At 65.2% G+C, this 17,785-nt stretch carries 12 protein-coding genes; 4 read left to right on the plus strand and 8 right to left on the minus strand.

All coding sequences use genetic code 11. The features are described 5' to 3' along the window. Position 1 precedes the first annotated feature (1 nt). On the plus strand, positions 2-1,309 hold the full coding sequence (locus tag MJ601_RS04450; protein WP_242123671.1) for a family 1 glycosylhydrolase: 1,308 nt from the start codon (positions 2-4) through the stop codon (positions 1,307-1,309). A 12-nt stretch (positions 1,310-1,321) separates the two neighbouring features. Beyond that, positions 1,322-4,642, plus strand: a complete 3,321-nt coding sequence (locus MJ601_RS04455) for a glycosyl hydrolase (protein ID WP_242123672.1) — start codon at positions 1,322-1,324, stop codon at positions 4,640-4,642. A 65-nt stretch (positions 4,643-4,707) separates the two neighbouring features. Here the strand turns inward: MJ601_RS04455 and MJ601_RS04460 are convergent, their stop codons facing one another. After that, positions 4,708-5,388, minus strand: coding sequence for a spermidine synthase (locus MJ601_RS04460; RefSeq protein ID WP_242123674.1), 681 nt, complete (start codon positions 5,386-5,388; stop codon positions 4,708-4,710). A 259-nt stretch (positions 5,389-5,647) separates the two neighbouring features. On the opposite strand from MJ601_RS04460, the gene MJ601_RS04465 reads away from it, so the two are divergent. After that, a complete protein-coding gene (locus MJ601_RS04465; protein WP_242123676.1) occupies positions 5,648-6,100 on the plus strand; it encodes a 3'-5' exoribonuclease in 453 nt (150 codons plus the stop codon). On the opposite strand, the gene MJ601_RS04470 is transcribed toward MJ601_RS04465, so the two are convergent. The 4 genes from MJ601_RS04470 to MJ601_RS04485 form a co-directional block, all read right to left on the minus strand. Continuing rightward, entirely contained in the window at positions 6,094-6,648 is a 555-nt protein-coding gene (locus tag MJ601_RS04470; protein WP_242123678.1) for an rRNA large subunit pseudouridine synthase E, read from the minus strand. The genes MJ601_RS04465 and MJ601_RS04470 overlap by 7 nt on opposite strands. Next, positions 6,645-7,805 (minus strand): cupin domain-containing protein, encoded by a 1,161-nt coding sequence (locus tag MJ601_RS04475; RefSeq protein WP_242123680.1) that lies wholly within the window; start codon positions 7,803-7,805, stop codon positions 6,645-6,647. Before MJ601_RS04475 ends, MJ601_RS04470 begins: the two co-directional genes overlap by 4 nt. An 83-nt stretch (positions 7,806-7,888) precedes the next feature. Beyond that, positions 7,889-8,425: a GAF domain-containing protein gene (locus MJ601_RS04480; protein WP_242123682.1), complete on the minus strand. Its 537-nt coding sequence runs from the start codon at positions 8,423-8,425 to the stop codon at positions 7,889-7,891. Between the two features lie 166 nt (positions 8,426-8,591). Then, positions 8,592-9,668 (minus strand): Rieske 2Fe-2S domain-containing protein, encoded by a 1,077-nt coding sequence (locus MJ601_RS04485; protein WP_242123684.1) that lies wholly within the window; start codon positions 9,666-9,668, stop codon positions 8,592-8,594. 117 nt (positions 9,669-9,785) lie between these two features. On the opposite strand from MJ601_RS04485, the gene MJ601_RS04490 reads away from it, so the two are divergent. Next, a complete protein-coding gene (locus tag MJ601_RS04490) occupies positions 9,786-10,709 on the plus strand; it encodes a LysR family transcriptional regulator (RefSeq protein ID WP_242123686.1) in 924 nt (307 codons plus the stop codon). Between the two features lie 129 nt (positions 10,710-10,838). Here the strand turns inward: MJ601_RS04490 and MJ601_RS04495 are convergent, their stop codons facing one another. The 3 genes from MJ601_RS04495 to MJ601_RS04505 form a co-directional block, all read right to left on the minus strand. Next, complete coding sequence (locus MJ601_RS04495) at positions 10,839-11,606, minus strand: ThuA domain-containing protein (protein ID WP_242123689.1); 768 nt, start codon at positions 11,604-11,606, stop codon at positions 10,839-10,841. A gap of 11 nt (positions 11,607-11,617) precedes the next feature. Further along, entirely contained in the window at positions 11,618-14,659 is a 3,042-nt protein-coding gene (locus MJ601_RS04500) for a glycosyl hydrolase family 28-related protein (RefSeq protein ID WP_242123691.1), read from the minus strand. 74 nt (positions 14,660-14,733) lie between these two features. Then, entirely contained in the window at positions 14,734-17,688 is a 2,955-nt protein-coding gene (locus MJ601_RS04505; RefSeq protein WP_242123694.1) for a TonB-dependent receptor plug domain-containing protein, read from the minus strand. Positions 17,689-17,785: the final 97 nt, after the last annotated feature.

Here is a 17,785-nt window from a genome sequence, read left to right on the forward strand (position 1 = left end):
TATGCTGGACCGCAGGATGCTGCTGGGTGCGGGGGCGGCACTGATGGCAGCCCCGGCCCTGGCCACGCGCGCGAGGAAGGCCGGTCCGGCTTTCCCCAAGGGTTTCCTCTGGGGCGCTTCGACCGCGCCGCATCAGATCGAGGGCAATAATGTCGCCAGCGATCTGTGGTTTCTGGAGAACCAGCAGCCGACCGCCTTCGTCCAGCCTTCGGGCGATGCCTGCAACAGCTTCGCACTATGGGAAACCGATCTCGATCTTGCTAGGGGGATGGGGCTGAACTGTTATCGCTTCGGCATCGAATGGGCGCGGATAGAACCGGAAAAAGGGCTGTTCTCCCAGGCGATGCTCGATCATTACAAGGCACTGGTCGACGGTTGTCTCGCGCGCGGCCTGAAGCCCGTGGTCACCTTCAACCATTTCACCGCGCCGCGCTGGTTCAGTGCGCAGGGTGGCTGGACCAATCCGGAAAGCGCGCAGCTGTTCGCCCGCTATTGCGACAAGGCGACCCGCGCCCTGGGGGATGGGATCGCCAGCGCCATCACCTTCAATGAGCCCAACATCCTGCTGCTGCTGAAGCCCATGTTGCCGGCGCAGGTCTGGGACATTCAGAAGCTGACGCTGGCAACGGCGGCGGCGCGGCTCGGCGTGCCCCGGTTCGTCTGCGCCAATGTGGCGGGGGTCGAGGATCTCCCGGCGCTGCAACGGGGGCTGCTCGCCGCGCACAAGGCGGGCAAGGCCGCGATCAAGGCAGTGCGCGACGACCTGCCGGTGGGCATTTCGCTGGCGATGATGGACGATCAGGCAGTGGGCGCGAACTCGGTCCGCGACCGGATGCGGACTGAGATGTACGGCGGGTGGCTGGACGTCGCCAGGGCGGACGACTTCATCGGCGTCCAGAATTATGAACGGGCGCTCTGGAGCGCCAAAGGCCGCCTGCCCGCCCCCAAAGGGGCGACGGTGAACTGGGCGGGGACGGAAGTCTGGGCGCCCTCGCTTGCGGGTGCGGTGCGCTTTGCCCATGAAGCGACGGGCGTGCCGATCCTGGTGTCCGAACATGGTGTCGGCACCGACGACGATGCCATTCGCGCGCGGTTCATCCCGGAGGCGCTGACGGAACTCAAGCAGGCGATGGATGATGGCGTGCCGGTGCTGGGCTATTGCCACTGGTCTTTGCTGGACAATTTCGAGTGGATTTTCGGCTACAAGCCGCATTTTGGCCTGCATAGCGTCGATCCGGTGACCTTCACGAGGACGGCCAAGCCCAGCGCGGCAGTCTATGGCGCGATCGCCCGCCGCAATGCGCCGTAAGGGGGAAAGCCGATGAAAAGCACCCGTCTGGTTGCGGCTATGCTGGCCTGCACCGCTTTCCTGTCGCCCGCACTGGCGGACCCGTTGGCCGATGGCTTCCGCGATCCGCCGCAATCGGCGCGTCCTCGCGTCTGGTGGCACTGGATGAACGGCAATGTGACGAAGGATGGAATCGACAAGGATCTCGACTGGCTGTCGCGGATCGGCATCGGCGGGGTGCAGAATTTCGACGCCAATCTGCAAACGCCACAGATCGTGAAGGAGCGGCTCATCTATATGACGGACGGCTGGAAGGATGCCTTCCGCCACGCCGTACAGGTCGCGGACAGCAAGGGGCTGGAGTTCGCCATCGCTGCCTCGCCGGGCTGGAGCGAGACCGGCGGTCCATGGGTGAAGCCGGAGGACGCCATGAAGAAGCTGGTCTGGGCAGAGGCTGACCTGGGCGGAGGGCAGCGGTTCAGGGGAAGCCTGCCCAAACCGCCTTCCGTCACGGGGGCTTTCCAGAGCGCGAAATTCAGCGATCCGCTGGCCGGAAGCGAAGTGCCGGAGCAGCCCGCTTTCTACCGTGACGCGCTGGTCCTGGCTTATCCGCTGGCCGTGCAGGCGCTTCCCCGGCCGATGGTGACGCAGGGCGACGGCGAGGCCGTCGACGCGGCGGCGTTGAGCGACGCCGATCTCGAGAGCAGCGTCGCTATCCGAAAGAATCCGGGCACCATGATCCTCGATTATGGCAAACCGGTCACGGTTCGATCGGCCAGCCTGTTCGTACCGCATGCGCGTCCGCCCTTTGGCGATCCGGAATATCGGCCAGTGCTGGAGGCGGAAGAAGCAAATGGCTGGCGACATGTGGGCGCCTTCGCGCTTACGGAGGCGGCCGCCACCATCGCTTTCGCGCCAGTGGCCGCGCGTCGTTTCCGGCTGGTACTCGCGGCCAACGATGCAGCCAGGGCGCCCGATCTTGGGGAAGGGGCGCCGGGCGCGATCAGCATCAACATATTCGGCCGGCCGCCCAGCGATACGCTGGCCATCGGCGATTTCCGCCTGTCGGCCGAAGCCAGGGTCGATCAGTTCGAAGCCAAGGCGGGCTATGCCGTCTATCCCGAATATGACGGCCTGCCTCAGGCACCCGATGCGCCCGCCATCGATCCCGCCAGGGTGATCGATATCTCATCCCGTCTTCGTCCCGACGGTTCGCTTGACTGGACCGCGCCCAAGGGCGGCAACTGGCGCATCCTGCGGCTCGGCTATTCGCTGATGGGCACGACGAATCATCCCGCCACGCCGGAGGCGACGGGGCTGGAGGTCGACAAATATGATGCGGCTGCGGTGCGGCGCTATATGGAAACCTATCTCGCCATGTATCGCGATACGGTCGGCGCGGAATGGATTGGGCAGAAGGGCATCCGGGCGCTGCTGACCGACAGTATCGAAGTCGGCCCGTCCAACTGGACGCCGCATATGCGGGATGAATTCAGGAAACGGCGCGGCTATGACCCGCTGCCCTTCCTCCCGGCGCTGACCGGGACAGTGGTCGGTTCGACGGCGCGCAGCGATGCTTTCCTCCACGATTTCCGTCAGACCCTGGCCGATCTGCTGGCCGACGCCCATTATGGCACCGTGGCGGCGGTCGCGCACGAGCATGGGCTGAATGTCTATGGCGAGGCACTGGAAAATGGCCGCCCGGTGCTGGGCGACGATCTGGCCATGCGGTCGCATGCCGATGTTCCGATGGCTGCGCTCTGGACATTCCGGCGTGGTTCCGCGCCCCGGCCGACCTTGCTCGGCGACATGAAGGGCGCGGCGTCGGTCGCGCATATTTGCGGGCAGAACATCGTGTCCGCGGAATCCATGACCTCCAGCTTCGCGCCCTGGGCTTTCGCTCCGGCCGACCTCAAGCGGGTGATCGATCTGGAATTCGTCTCCGGCATCAACCGGCCGATCATCCACACGTCGGTCCACCAGCCGGTGGATGACAAACAGCCTGGTCTCAGCCTCATGATCTTCGGCCAATATTTCAATCGGCATGAAAGCTGGGCGGACATGGCCAAGCCCTGGGTCGATTATATGGCGCGTACCGGCTTCCTGCTGCAGCAGGGGCGCAACCATGCCGACATCGCCTATTTTTACGGCGAGGACGCGCCGATCACGCAGCAGTTCGCGATGGGCGAACCGGCGGATCTGCCCAGGGGCTACGCCTATGATTTCGTCAACGCGGAAATAGTGAAGACGATGCTGGACGTGAAGGACGGCGACCTCACGGTACCTTCCGGCGCGCGGTACAAGGTGCTCTATCTGGGCGGCGCGGCAAGGGTTATGACGCTGGCGACGCTGCAACGGATCGCCGCCCTGGTCGAGGCTGGAGCGACTGTGATCGGCAGGGCGCCGCAGCGCGCGCCGGGGCTTCAGGACGATCCCGCCTCCTTTCAGGCGCTCACCGCGCGGCTTTGGAGCGGTGGGGCCGTGACAAGGCTTGGCCGTGGGCGGGTGATCGACCGCGATGATGCGGACGGCGCGATGGCTGGCCTTGGCATCGGGCCGGACTTCGCCCGCTCCGGCGGGGCCGCCGACGGCGATGATCGCTTCATCCACCGCAGGCTGCCAGACGGCGACCTCTATTATATCGTCAACGGCAAGGCCCGCGCGGAAAGGATCGAGGCGCGCTTCCGCGTTACCGGCAGACAGCCGGAAATCTGGCGCGCCATGTCCGGCACGGCCCAGCCCGTTTCCTATCGCATCGAGGGGCAGGAAACGATCGTCCCGCTCGACATGGGTCCGGAGGACGCACTGTTCCTATTGTTCCGCAAGCCGGCGACGGCCCCGTCGATGACGGTGAGGGAACGGAAGCTGCGGACGGTCGCCATGCTTTCAGCATCATGGACCTTGTCGTTCCAGCCCGGCCGCGGTGCCCCCGAAAGCGTCACCATGCCCGCGCTCGCCCCGCTGGAGGAGAGCAAGGATAGCGGCATCCGCTATTTCTCCGGCACGGCGACCTATGCCAGCCATTTTACCTTGCCCAAGGGGATGAGGCGCGGCGCACCGCTGTGGATCGACCTGGGCAAGGTCGGCGATGTCGCGGAGGTGCGCGTCAATGGAACGCCGGCGGGTACGACGTGGTTCGCACCCCATCGTCTGGACATCGGCAAGCTGGTCAGGGCCAGCAGCAACAGTCTGGAAGTGAAGGTCGCCAACCTTTGGGTGAACCGCCTGATCGGCGATCAGCAGCCTGGCGCGCAGAAAGTGACGTTCACTGCCGCGCCGACCTACCGGCCCGACGCCCCGTTGCGTCCGTCCGGCCTGATCGGGCCGGTGACGCTCCTGGATCGTGAACCCTGATCCGATCGCTCTTCTCGTTTCGGACGAAGGCGATCCGTTGAAGCGATGGTCACGCGGCGCTTCCTTTACGGGCGCGCCTTGCTCTGGGCGAACCAGATGACATGTTGCGGCCCCTTGCCGTTGCTGCGCGCCCGCACCTTGACCTCATCGACCGACAGGCCGGTCTGGGCAAGGCGGCGGGTGAAGGCCGGGTCCGGCGCCGCCGACCAGATCGCCAGCACGCCGCCCGGCTTCAGCGCGGCGACGGCGGCCGACAGGCCCCTTGCCGAATAGAGCCGGTCATTCTCCTGCCGCACCAGGCCGTCCGGACCATTGTCCACATCCAGCAGGATCGCGTCATATTGCCCCTTGGCCGCGGCGATGACATTCGCCACGTCGTCGCCGACCAGGCGCACGCGCGGGTCATCCAGACAGCCCGCCGCCAGATCGGCCATCGGTCCCCGGGCCCATTCGATGATCTCGGGCACCAGTTCGGCGACGGTCAGCCGCGCCGTCCCATCCAGCGCGGCGAGCGCGGCGCGCAGGGTAAAGCCCATGCCATAGCCGCCGATCAGCCAATGCTGGCCCTTGCGGCCCTGCAAACGCTGGAAAGTGACGTTGGCCAGCGCCTCCTCCGACCCGCTCATGCGGCTGCTCATCAACTCATTCCGGTCGAGCACGATCATGAAATCCCGGCCGCGCCGATAAAGCGTCAGCGTCTGACCGCCGGGAACCTGCGCTGTTCCCATAAATTCACGTGGCTGCATGGCTTTCCTCAAATCCCGTCCGACCCGCTTGGGGGCTGGCCTGCCCCCTTATGCCATCCGGCCGGCATGCGCCACGTCCGATGAAGGGTTTACGACCGGGCCGGGCGGCGTCATAGCGGCCGGGCAGCGAGTCCTGTCCCTGGGGCGGTTTTCGATCCGATCGGATCGGGCCACCGCTTCGGGTTTGTTTGCCGCGATTTGCGAACCGCGATCGATCCCGATCGCCTCGAAATCGCTCTAGTAGAAAGCGTTTTTCGAGTTGCGATATTTCCTGGATACCGAATTCAACGGCTTTGGCGGAGAGTTGATCAGCCTGGCGCTCGTTCCCGAATTCGGCGACCAGGATTTCTACGTCTCGCTGCCGCTTCCCGACCATATCCATCCCTGGGTGCAGCAGAATGTCATCCCCTATCTGCGCTTCGTGCCGGAGGGGATCGACCATCAGCTGAGCCGCGAAGAGGCGGCGGATCATATCGAGGCCTATTTGGCGCACGACCCCGATCCGGTCATCGTGGCGGACTGGCCCGACGATCTGGGCTATTTCTGCCATCTGCTGGTCAAGGGACCGGCCAATATGATCACGCTGAACGGGCTGCGGCTGGAATGGGTCAATGCCGCCGGCTTCAGTTCCGCGGCGAACAGCCGGACGCCGCACAACGCGCTGCATGATGCGCGCGCGCTCAAGGATTTCTGCCTCGGCCTGACCTACTGACCGGATAACGCCGCGTCGCGCCACTGGCCCGGCGCAAGGCCGTCGAGCGCCCAGTCCCCGATGCGCCACCGCACCAGCCGCAGCGTCGGATGCCCCACGGCGGCGGTCATCCGACGCACCTGCCGGTTGCGCCCCTCGCGGATCGTCAGCCGAAGCCAGCAATCGGGCACGCTCTTGCGGAAACGAACCGGCGGATCGCGCGGCCAGAGCGCCGGATCGTCGATCCGTTCGACCTGCGCGGGCAGGGTAGGGCCGTCCTTCAGGCGCACGCCCCGCCGCAGGGCTTCCAGCGCCGCCTCGTCCGGATCACCCTCCACCTGCACCAGATAGGTTTTCGGCGTCTTGAACCGGGGATCGGCGATCCGCGCCTGCAAGCGGCCGTCGTCCGTCAGCAGCAGCAGCCCCTCGCTGTCGAGGTCGAGCCGCCCCGCCGGATAGACGCCGGGGACATCGACGAACCCCGCCAGGGTCGGGCGCGCCGGCCCTGTGCTTTCGTCGGTGAACTGGCACAGCACGCCATAGGGCTTGTTGAACAGGATGAGCGTCATCGCGATCCGTCATCCTCCTCGAAGGCGAGGCTGCCCTGATCGATCAGTGCCGCGATCAGCGTCAGCACCGGCGCCGACCCGGCCAGCCCGGGATCGACGGCAACGGACTGTCCGGCGCAGAGCGACTCGGCCAGCGCGGCGCTGTCACCCACGCAATCGAAGCCATGGCCGTCCGCGAACAGCGTGAGCGCGCCGTCCTTGCCCCGGATGAAGGCGAAGCGGCTGGCGGGGTTGCGGCACAGCGGCACGCCCTGCGCCAGCAGCGCGCTTACCATATCCCGCCCGACCGGCCGTTCAGGCCGCCAGTCCGCCTCGGCATATTTGGGCAGGCTGTTATGCAATCCGAACCAGCGGGCAAAGGCATCGCGGTCGGCCAGCGCGTCGAGCACCATCGCATGCAGCCGGTCGATGGCCGGGGCGGTGATCTCTCCCGGATGCGGCTGAGCGTTCAGGTCGGGGTCGGCATAGCGATCATCCTCCGCCAGGGCATCGGCCTGATGCTCGGCCCAGCCTTCGACCAGCTCGGCGCGGGAGGGCGCGCGAAAACCGATCGAATAGGTCATGCAGTCCGTGCCCACCGCCGTACCGTCATGGGCATAGCCCGGCGGGACATAGAGGATATCGCCCGGTTCCAATATCCAGTCGCCCGTCGCTTCGAAATCGGCAATCAGGCGTAAATCCTCATGCGGCAGCAGCGGCGTTTCGGCATCGCATTTCGGCCCGACCCGCCAGCGCCGTCGGCCCAGCCCCTGCACCAGGAACACGTCATACTGGTCATAATGCGGCCCCACGCCGCCGCCGTCGGTGGCGTAGCTCACCATCACATCGTCGATGCGCCAGTCGGGCACGAAACGGAACGGTTCGATCAGGGCGGCGACATCGGGCGCATGATGGTCGACCGCCTGCACCAGCAGGGTCCAGGGGCCGCTGCCCAGATCGCCGAAGCGCGATTCCGGCAGCGGGCCGTTTTCCAGCCTCAGCGCATCGCCGTCGCGAAGGATAAGGCGCGATTCCACTCCTTCCTCGCAGGCCAGACCGGCCAGTTCGTCCGGCTCCAGCGGGTTGCGCCAACGCGTCCAGGGACTGCGGATCAACAGCGGGCGCTTCTGCCAATGGTCGCGCAGGAACAGGTCGGCATTGAAACGGGATAGCTGCATGGCGTGCCCATGCGCCGATAAGCGCCGCCTGTCAAAAGCGCGACCGGACCTGCGCCACGATCGCCCCGCGCCTTCCCGGCCCTTCAGCGCTCGGCACGGCCCGACAGGCGGACATGTTCAAGCGCCATGGCAGCGGACCGGGCCAGCGCCTCCAGCAGCGCGATCTCATTATCGCTGGGTTTCCCGATTTCCGACCAGTAAGCGCCGATCGCGGCGATCGGTTCGACCCGGCCGATCGGCACCATCAGCATGGACCGGACAAAGGTGGTGCGATAGGCATCGACCGGCACGCGCGGATCGTCGAAAATATCCGCGATCACGGCCGTCCGTTCATGTTCCATGGCCCAGCCCGACACGCAGTTTCCGATCGGGAAGCGCTGCCCCGCCCATAGCGGCTCCATCGCGTCTTCCGCGATATAGTGGCAATGATCGTCCTCGCGCAGGACGATGGCGATCCCGTCCGCACCCACCGCCCGCCGGGCGAAGGCGCGCAGCACATGGGTGACGGCGTCCAGCGAACGGGCCCCTGCCAGGGCTTCGATCGCCTCGGCGGCGATGCTCCATCGCGCCGCCAGCGCCTTTTGTTCCGAATCCCGTTCGCTCGCCAGCTTCTTGTCCATGGACAGTCTTCCGCATCAGAACCGGCGGACTTTGTACCATTGCAAAGGGGGGATCACAAAGACAATTCATTCAGTCACTTAGGGTCAGGGCATGAAAGTCCTTCTCAAAGTGAAAGGTCAATATGATCTTTACCTTTCCCGACCGTTCACGGAGGAGTGCAGCCGGCTATTGCGCGGCGACAGTTTCATGGCCGCGCTCGCCAGCGATGGCACGCTCGATCATCATGCGCGAACGCACGCCGCCCGCATCGATATTGAGCTTGAGCAACCGGCGGTCGGGCCGAAGCAGCAAATTCCTCTGCTGCTCCTCCAGCATGGCGAGGTCTTCGCTGAAAATCCTGCCCTGTCCTTCCCGGATGGCATCGGTGACGGCCGGATCGTCCACCGCGAACTGGCGCGCCATGCCCCAGAAATACCAGTGGCTATGCTCGGTTTCCGGCGTGATGAAGTCGACGACGATGCTCGATGCCTTGACCGCCGGATCGGCATCATGGCCGCCCTGTCCCTGCAGCGCGACGCCCACTTCGATCATCACATGGCTGGGCAGGCTGAAACGGCAGATCTGCCAGCGATCCACCGGTTCGTCCTCCGGCAAGCCCGCACAGCGCAGCGCCATGCGCCAGAAGGGCGGCGCGGATACGGCCGGCATCGTCCGGCTGGTGACGACCTCCTCTCCCTCGACACGCGTGCTGACCGGCGCCTCGTCGATCTCGCGCTGACCGATGCTGGAGGCATGGACATAGGTTTCGTGGGTCAGGTCCATCAGATTGTCGATCATCAGCCGATAATCGCAGGCGATGTGGAAGAGGCCGCCGCCATAGGCCCATCCATCGCTTTCCGCCCATGGCAGATGATGCAGCTTCGCAGGATCGGCCGCCGCCCGGTCGCCGGGCCAGACCCAGATGAAGCCATAGCGTTCGATCACCGGAAACGCAGCTATGGGCGGGAAATTCCGGACGCGCTGGCCCGGCATGCTTTCGGCATGGCCCGTGCAGGCCATGGCCAGCCCATGATAGCCGCAGACCAGATGGCCATCGCGCAGGAATCCCAGCGAAAGGGGCGCGCCACGATGGGGGCAGAAATCCTCCAGCGCGGCCACCTGGCCCTCATGCCCGCGATAGAAGACCATCCTTTCCCCGCAAATGGTGCGGCCCAGCGGCTTTTCCGCCAGTTCGGCCGATGTGCAGGCCACATACCAGGCGTTGCGGGGCCAGGGGCGTTCGGCGGACAGCTTATCGGTCACTTCATCTCTCCAGACATCGCGCCGCTGATCGAGGCTGCGAACCGGAGGTCTACCTGCCGGACAGGATATTTTCATCGGAAATAAATCATATAGTCTGTATATCGTCTGATAATGGAAATGATGGACCTCAATCTGCTGCGCGTGCTGGACGCGCTGTTCGCGCACAGGAGCGTGTCGGGCGCCGCACGGGCGCTGGGCACGACCCAGCCGGGCGTCAGCCTCGCCCTACGCCGTTTGCGGGCGCAGTTCGAGGATGAACTGTTCGTCCGCCAGGGCAATGAGATGGTCCCGACCCTGGTCGCCGAAAGGCTGGCCGAACCGGTGATGAAGGTGATGGCCTCGGTCCGGTCGGACATCATGATCGCCGCGCCCTTCGATCCGCCGCACTCGAACCGCTGCTTCACCCTTGCCTTGTCGGACCTGGGCGAACTGACCTTCCTGCCCGATCTGATCGCCGCCCTGCGCGAACGGGCGCCGGGGGTGCAGGTGCGTTCGGTCAACCTGCCTCCCGCAGAATTACGGCAGGGGCTGGCGGGCGGATCGGTCGATCTTGCACTGGGCTTCGTCCTGGGTCTGGATGGCGAGAGCCTGTTCACCCAGACATTGTTCCGGCAGGGTTTCGGCTGCCTGGTGCGCGAAGGGTGGGGCAATGGCGCCACCGTCATGACGCTCGACCATTTCCTGGCCGCGGATCATGTGGTGGTCGAACAGCAGGGGCGCAGCCAGGAAGTGCTGGAACGGCACTTGCGCAAGCTGGGCCTGCATCGGCGAACCGTTCTGCGGTCCCCGCATTTCATCACGGTTCCGTTGCTGGTCGCCGGGTCGGACATGGTCGCGACCGTTCCGCTGGGGGTCGGCCGCATCTACACGCGGCTTGCCCCGCTGCGCTTTCTCCCGTTGCCGTTCGAGACGCCGGAGATTCCGCTCCAGCAGATCTGGCACCGGCGCAGCCACAATGATCCCGGATCGATATGGCTGCGCAGGCTGGTGGCGGAGCTGTTCATGGGGCGCGATCCCATGCTCGACCCGAAAAGGTCCTGACCCGGATCGCCGGGACAGCATATCGAAGGCACGCGAAATCCACTTCCATCGCATCGGCAAGCTCTTCGCGCCGGTGACGGTTCGAAACCTGCAAAATGGGACCATCCCTCCTGGATGGCCGGGAAGGGCCTATCTTGCCGCGGACCGGCCGGTCGCGGTCCAGTAGATTCCGCCCATCAGATGCGCGAGATATTGGGGATCGCGGTACATCTCTCCCTTATGGCCAAGGGTGGTGACGAAGACCCGACCCTTTTCACAGGAATGATACCAGGCCACCGGATGGTCCCGTCCCATCGGCCTTGCTACCTGGCCGGGCCAGATTTTTGTGGGGTCGTAACTGTCTTCATCCACGTTCAGGACCGGGCTGACGCGGATATGATGCGGATTGGCGGTCACATAATATTCGTCGCTCCAGATCCAGCGTTCGGGCAAGCCGTAGGTGGCGGGAAAGCGCCTGTCCGTCACCGTCACCACGCCGGTCTGGAGCATCGGATGGATGACGAAGCTGCGGCCGACCATCTTTTCATACCATGGCCAGTCGCCGGGCGGCGTGATCGCGGCGCGGTGCACGACCATCGCATTGCCGCCCGCACGCATATAGGCCTCGAACCGGCTGCGTTGCGTGGCGCTCAACTCCTCGCCCGGCGTATTCAGGAACATCACCGCGGCATAGGGGCTGAGATCGCGGTCGAACGTCTCCGTCCTGTTCGTCCAGACCAGCTCGAAATCATGCAGCTTCGCCAGCTTTTCCAGGCTCTCGCGCGCTATCGGAATATATTCATAATGATATGTGTTAGGGATGGCGAGCACCAGCAGCCTGAACTGGCCCTCCGCCCGGACCGCCGATGCGGTCATGAGGGCAAGACAGGCACAGAAAAGCCGGACGATGCCGGTCATGCCGCCTACGCTCATTCGATATGCGCCGCGTAGAGCGCGTGGTGCGCCAGCATGAACAGCGTTTTCCCGTCCGGCCCGCCGAACAACAGTTGCAGCGGTCGTTCCGGGACATCGATCCGGCCGATTTCCCGGCCGTCGGGCGCATGGACGAACACCTGCCCGTTGGCGACATAGACGCGGCCCTGGGCATCGGTGGTGACGCCCTCTCCCCCGCGCTCGGCAAAGACCTTAAGGTCGGTGATCGCGCCGCCTGCGCCGACCTTGCCGCTATAGGTGCGGTTTTCCGATCCGTTGGTCAGGTAAACCCGTTCGCCAGGCTTTCCCTGAATGAAGCCGTAGCTGTCGAGCGAATCCGAAAAGCGAAGCCCGCGATGGTCCGCCGGCCCCTGCGCAAAGACGCGCCAGGCAGGCAGCACGATGCTGCCGTCGGGCGAGACATATTCCCGCGCCTTGGGCAGCGCCATGTCGCGCGCGAACATTTCGGCAAGGGTGGTGAACCGATAGCTTTTGGGATCGATCTGATCCTTGAACTCGCCATTATTCCACCAGTTGACCGGCAATATGGTTGTCGCTCCGGCGTGGGACGTGGCGGAGGTCGGCTGGATCAGCGTCAGGTCGGTGTCGGGCGTGCCGGGCCTGAAGCTGTAGACCGTTCCATTCCGGCCATGGGAGGACAGCACCAGCAGGTCGCCCGACCGGTCCACGGCCAGATTGACCGGATCGAGCGCCGCGTCGCGGACGATCTCCAGCCCGCGGGCATCGGACCAGCCCCAGATGCGCTGGAACTGGCGGTCGATGAAATAAAGCCTGCCCTGCGCGTCCGTCGCGCCCCCGCCGATGGAGTGGAATCCGTCCGCCAGCTTCTCGACCCTGGCCCCCGCGAAGGTGGAGGGCGTGACCGGCTCGGGCCTGGCGGGCACGTCCAGCACGGCGAACTCCCGTTCCCGCACATCGATGCCATGGGTCACGTCGCGGATGGCGTTTTCGAAGGGAAATTTGGTCAGCCGCAGGAAGGTCGCGCAGCCATTCTCATCACAGGTGCCAAGCCCGCTTTCCCCGTTCACATGGACGTTGCGGAAACGGATATCGTGCGAATTATAGAGCGTCACCGCGGCGGGAGCCGCCTTGCGCGTGCGGGTGACGCGATAGCCATGGAAATTGGCGATCAATATGTTGCGGGAATCGCGGATTTCCAGCGCCACGGCATCGCCGCTCTCGCCCGCTTCGCCCTCGGTCTGGGGCGCCAGCAATTCCCAGTTGGCAACGCGGTTGAGGCCGATTTCGGTTCGGACATGATGCTCCACCGACGCCTGGATCAGGCGGCCGGGGGTGTCCGTATCCGATATCAGTATGCCGGGATGGCCGAAGGTGCTGGGGCTCCAGATATTGGCGAAGGTTCCGCCGCCGCCGCGTGTTACCCAGAGGCTGGCATATTGCCCGTCCCAGCGCCGGGCGGCATCGGGATCGGCCGTCGCATTGTTATTGTAGGGATTGACGCGGCTGCCATCGTAGAGATTGGTGCCGTGGCCGCCCTGAAACTTGACGTCGTTCACCATCGAACGGGCGCCCGCCATCCACAGCAGAGCCGTCGCTCGCGGATTGGCGCCGTTGCTATTGAGGCCCAGCCCGGCGACGATCGCGTCGCCGCCCCGCGCGCTTTCGACCAGCGCCTTGGGCGCGCCGACCCCGTGATAGGCCGGCGTCCCGTCCGGCAGCACGATCTGCGTCAGGCTGGGGTGCAGGCCCAGCAGCACCGTGTCGGGACGCAGGCGCAGCGTATCGCTGACCTTGTAGAAGCCGGCCGGGAGATAGACCACGGGATGGCCGTCGATCGCCCTTTGCAGCGCGGCGGTATCGTCGCTGTCATTGTCGCCCTTCGCGCCCAGCGACCGGACGCTGACCCATTCCGATACCGGCGGCAGCGGCCGGATGGCAGGGCCGGGAGGCGCGGGCAGGCTGGCGATCCCTTCCGCCTGCATATCCGTCCGGTAGTCGCCCATCCGGCCGAGGCCCGGCAGGGTCAGTCCATGGGTGAAGGCCGTGACCTTGTAGGCCGCGCCCTTGCCCGCCACCGTCCGCCCGCTCTCCCGAAAACGGGCGAAGATGGGCATGTTCGCCGCCAGCACATTCTGGAAGCCGATCTGCGTATAGACATTCTTTTCGTTGGAGATGATGACGCCCGCCTTCGAGACATTCTCGAACCGCACATCCTGTCCCCACAGCCAATCGCCATAGCCCCGGTCGATCTCGATCCCGACCGGCGTGTTGCGGATGGCGACATTGACCAGCGTCAGCCCGGCCTCATGCTCGCGGATGGCCGCGTCGCGCTGCCCGTCGAAGCTGGCATCGACCAGCGCGAAGGGCCAGGCGGGCGAGGTTTTCTCCGCGAGGATACCATAGCGGCCGCCCTTGAAGTGCAGGTCTTCGGCCTCGTTGGCGACATGATAGAGGCCCGCGAGACCCGATCCGATGTCGAAATCCACATGGCTGACGAAACTGTGCTGGGCGGAGTGGAAACGGATCGCGGTGGCGGCGGGATTGCCCTCCATGATGCGGAAGTCGATATTGCCCAGCGCCGAGTAGAAGGTGCCCGGATTGGCGTCGGCGACCGCCTTGTTGAACGGTACGCTGCCTGCGGGCGGGAAGGCCGCGGGCGGGCTGTCCCTGTCGGTCTGCCGCGCGCTGCCGGTGAACATCAGCATATGCGCGACGCCGCGCTGGAATCCGGGCGTCCTGGCGCCCAGCAGGATCACCGGCCGCTTTTCGCCGATGCCGAAGATGCGCACGCCCGGCCAGAGGAAGATGGTCCGGCTGATGCGATAGGTGCCCGCATGCAGGAAGACGATGCCGCCGCCGCCCTTTTCGGCCGCCTTGTCGATCGCCTGCTGGATCGCGGCGCTGTCGTCCGCGCGACCGTCGCCCACGCCCATGACGCGGATCGCGCCCGGTTCGTCAGGCGCCGTCGCATAGACGGAGGAAGAGGCCGAAGCAGGCTGTGCCGCCGCCAGAAACAGCAGCACCGGCGCACAGGCTCGGCTCAATCCTCGATACATCGACATGCTCCGGTTACAAGAAGTCCCGGCCGGTAAAGGCCGGGACAAGGTGAGGGGATGGTAGGGGAGGCAGGCTAGAAGTTGAAGCGCACCCCCGCGCGATAGATCCGGCCCAGCGTGTCGTAGAGCGCCGGGTTGACGTCCAGGCCGGTATTGGTCTGCGGCGCGGCGACCGGGTCCTTGTCGAACAGATTGTCGACCTTGCCATAGATCGACACATTGTCGCCGAACTTGAAGGTGGCGCCGATGTCGACATAGAAGGCGCCCTTCATCTTGTTATAGTCGATGGTCGGGTGGTTCGCGTCCGATGCCGGGCAGGACGACTGGCACACGACATATTGGTTGCCGAAAGTGCCGTCGCTGATCCAGCGTTCCTGCACCGTGAAGCTGAACCGGCCGCTGTCATAGGTCTGTATCGCCAGCCATTTCCAGTCCGGGGTCGCACCATTGTTCGCGCCTGCCTGATCGACCGGAGCGACGCCCGCGATGCCCGCACTGACGATGAATTCGCGGATATGCGTACCCAACGCCCGGACGGTGAAATTGCCGGGCAGGCCCAGCGGCTGCTGCCACTGGTAGCTTGCCTCGATATCGAACCCGCTGGTCTTCCACGAGGCGAGGTTGAAGGGCTGGACGTTGACGAAGTTCGTGCCCTGCGGTCCGTCGAGCTGGAAGCCGCCGCAGAAGGCCTGATTGCCTTCGGAACAGAAGCGCACGATCTGGTCCGCCGACAGGCTGGATACGACCCCGCTCAACTTGATGTTATAATAGTCGAACGACAGGCTGAGGCCCGGCAGCCAGGACGGCCGCGCCAGCACGATGCCGAGTTCGGTGTTCCGCGCCACTTCGGGCTTCAGGTTCGGGTTGCCGATGGTGTTCTGGAACACCTGCACCGCCTGGTTGCGGAACGGATCGTTGAAGTTGGGCAGCGTCGTCACCGTCGGCGCGGCGAACAGTTCGGACAGGTTCGGCGCACGCACGTCGCGCGATGTCACCGCGCGCAGGCGGATACCGTCGAGCGGCGTGTCCCAGGTGCCGCCGACCTTCCACGTCCACACCGTGCCCGACGTGCTGTAATGGGTTCCGCGACCCGCGGCGTTCAGGTTGGCGCGGCCCAGCGAATCGCTGTTGATCAGCGGCAAGTCGACTTCCAGATAGCCTTCATAGACTTCATATTTGCCGCGGCCATTCTTGTAGTTTCCCGCCGCCCAGTTGCTGCCTTGCGCCGCATTGAGCAGCGGGTCCGCCGGATATTCGGGACTGTTCGGGCTGAACGCCGACACGCCCGCGCCATAGGGATCGGCGTTCACGCGATAGAATTCGCGGCGATATTCGCCACCGAAGGCAATGGAGACCGGCCCTGCCCACAGTTCGAACGGATTGCCCGAAAAGTTGAGGCTGGCGACGTCCTGCGTCAGCTTGGTATGCTGGAACGGTCCATTCTCATGCGGCGCGACATAGGCCAGCGCCGCCGCCGACGGCGTGAAGCCGCCGAAGATGTTGATCGGCTGGCACCCCGCCGCCCGCGCCACCGGATCGGCGCAGACGATCGCGCCGTTCAGCGTGATCGCATTGGTCGCGGCCACATAGCGGTTCTGCAGCACGATATCGCGGACGCGGATATCGGAAATGGTGATGCCATGCTCATAATAGGCATCGTAGTTCCAGTCCGTCCCGCCCATGTCGAACTTGCCCTTCAGGCCGCCGACGAAACGATATTGCTTGCGGTCGGTATGCACCTGCGGGTCGGGGAAGGCGCCGTTGCTGGTGCCGAAGTTGAACTGGGTGATCCCGGCGGCGGCGCAGCGATCGCGCACCAGTTGCGGCAGGAAGGGATTGGCGCACTGGACGGTCAGGTTCGGGCGATTGTAGCCGGGGCTGGGCTGGTTGCTGGTCTTCACCTGCGCCACATTGACGGTGACATAGGCTTCGTTGTCGTCGGCAAAGTCGTAACCGACGCGCGTATAGCCGTTGATGCGTTCCAGCGCCGATTTCAGCGAGGCACCCGAACCCGGCGCGCCCGACAGATCGCCGCCCTGGCAGAAGCTGTTGCCGCGGAAGCAGTTGCTGACCTGGCCATTGCCCAGCGGCTGGCCGTTCGACCCATAGTTGAAATTATAGGGCGTGCCGTTCGCGTCGAAGGCGATGCCCTGCAACGGGCCGTTGTTGATGAGGCCGTAGCGCGCATATTGATAGGGCTGCGCATAGTCGCGATAGTTGAACTGGGGCAGGCCGTTGTTCGTCTGGCCGGTGTTCATCAGCGTGGTGGCGCGATACCAGTCGCGGCTGCCCGCCAGGTCGGTGCCGAAATCGCCGGCGCCCACGCCGCCTTCATGGTCGAACTCGCCGCTCACCACGACATGCAGGCGGTTGTCGAGGAAGGATTTGCCCCAGGCCGCCTGCACCAGCCCGGTTTCGTCATCGCCATATTTGGTGATGCTGCCCAGGATATTGCCCTTGAACCCTTCGAACCGGGTGTCGGTGATGAAATTGACCACGCCGCCGACCGCGTCGGAGCCGTAGGAGGCCGACGCGCCGCCCGTCACCACATCGACCCGCTTCACCAGCAGTTGCGGGAACATGGAGATGTCGGGCACGCCGGTCACGTTGGCACCGACCACGCGCTGGCCGTCCAGCAGCGTCAGGGTGCGGATCGGCTGGAGCCCGCGCAGCGAGAAGGAACTGAGGCCCTGCTGCCCGCTCGACGTGCTGAAAGTGCCGGTCGCCGCGCCGGTCGATCCCTGCAGCGAGGGCAACTGGGCGATGGTGTTGAAGACATTGGGCTGCGCATTGTTGGCGATCTGCTCCTCGCCGATCACCTGCGTCGGCGTCGGCGCGTTGAAACCGCTGGTGGTGATACGCGATCCGGTGACGACGATATCGGCGTTGCCGGCGGGCGCCTGGCCGGTCGTCCCGGTCTGCGGCGCGACCGTCGCGGCCTGCGGCGCGGCATCCGTCTGGGCCTGCGCCACGCTGGCGAACGCCATGACGGCCAGGCTGGCGCTGGCAAGCTGGATAGCGGTTTTCATCGATCCTTCCCCTTATTTTTGTCCTCCGGCCCCCCTCCCGGAGCGGGCCGCGCCCATGGCGGGCGATCTTGTCAAGAATATCGCGCCGCCCCCGACG

Source organism: Sphingobium trunci, assembly GCF_022664535.1.
Classification (GTDB): domain Bacteria; phylum Pseudomonadota; class Alphaproteobacteria; order Sphingomonadales; family Sphingomonadaceae; genus Sphingobium.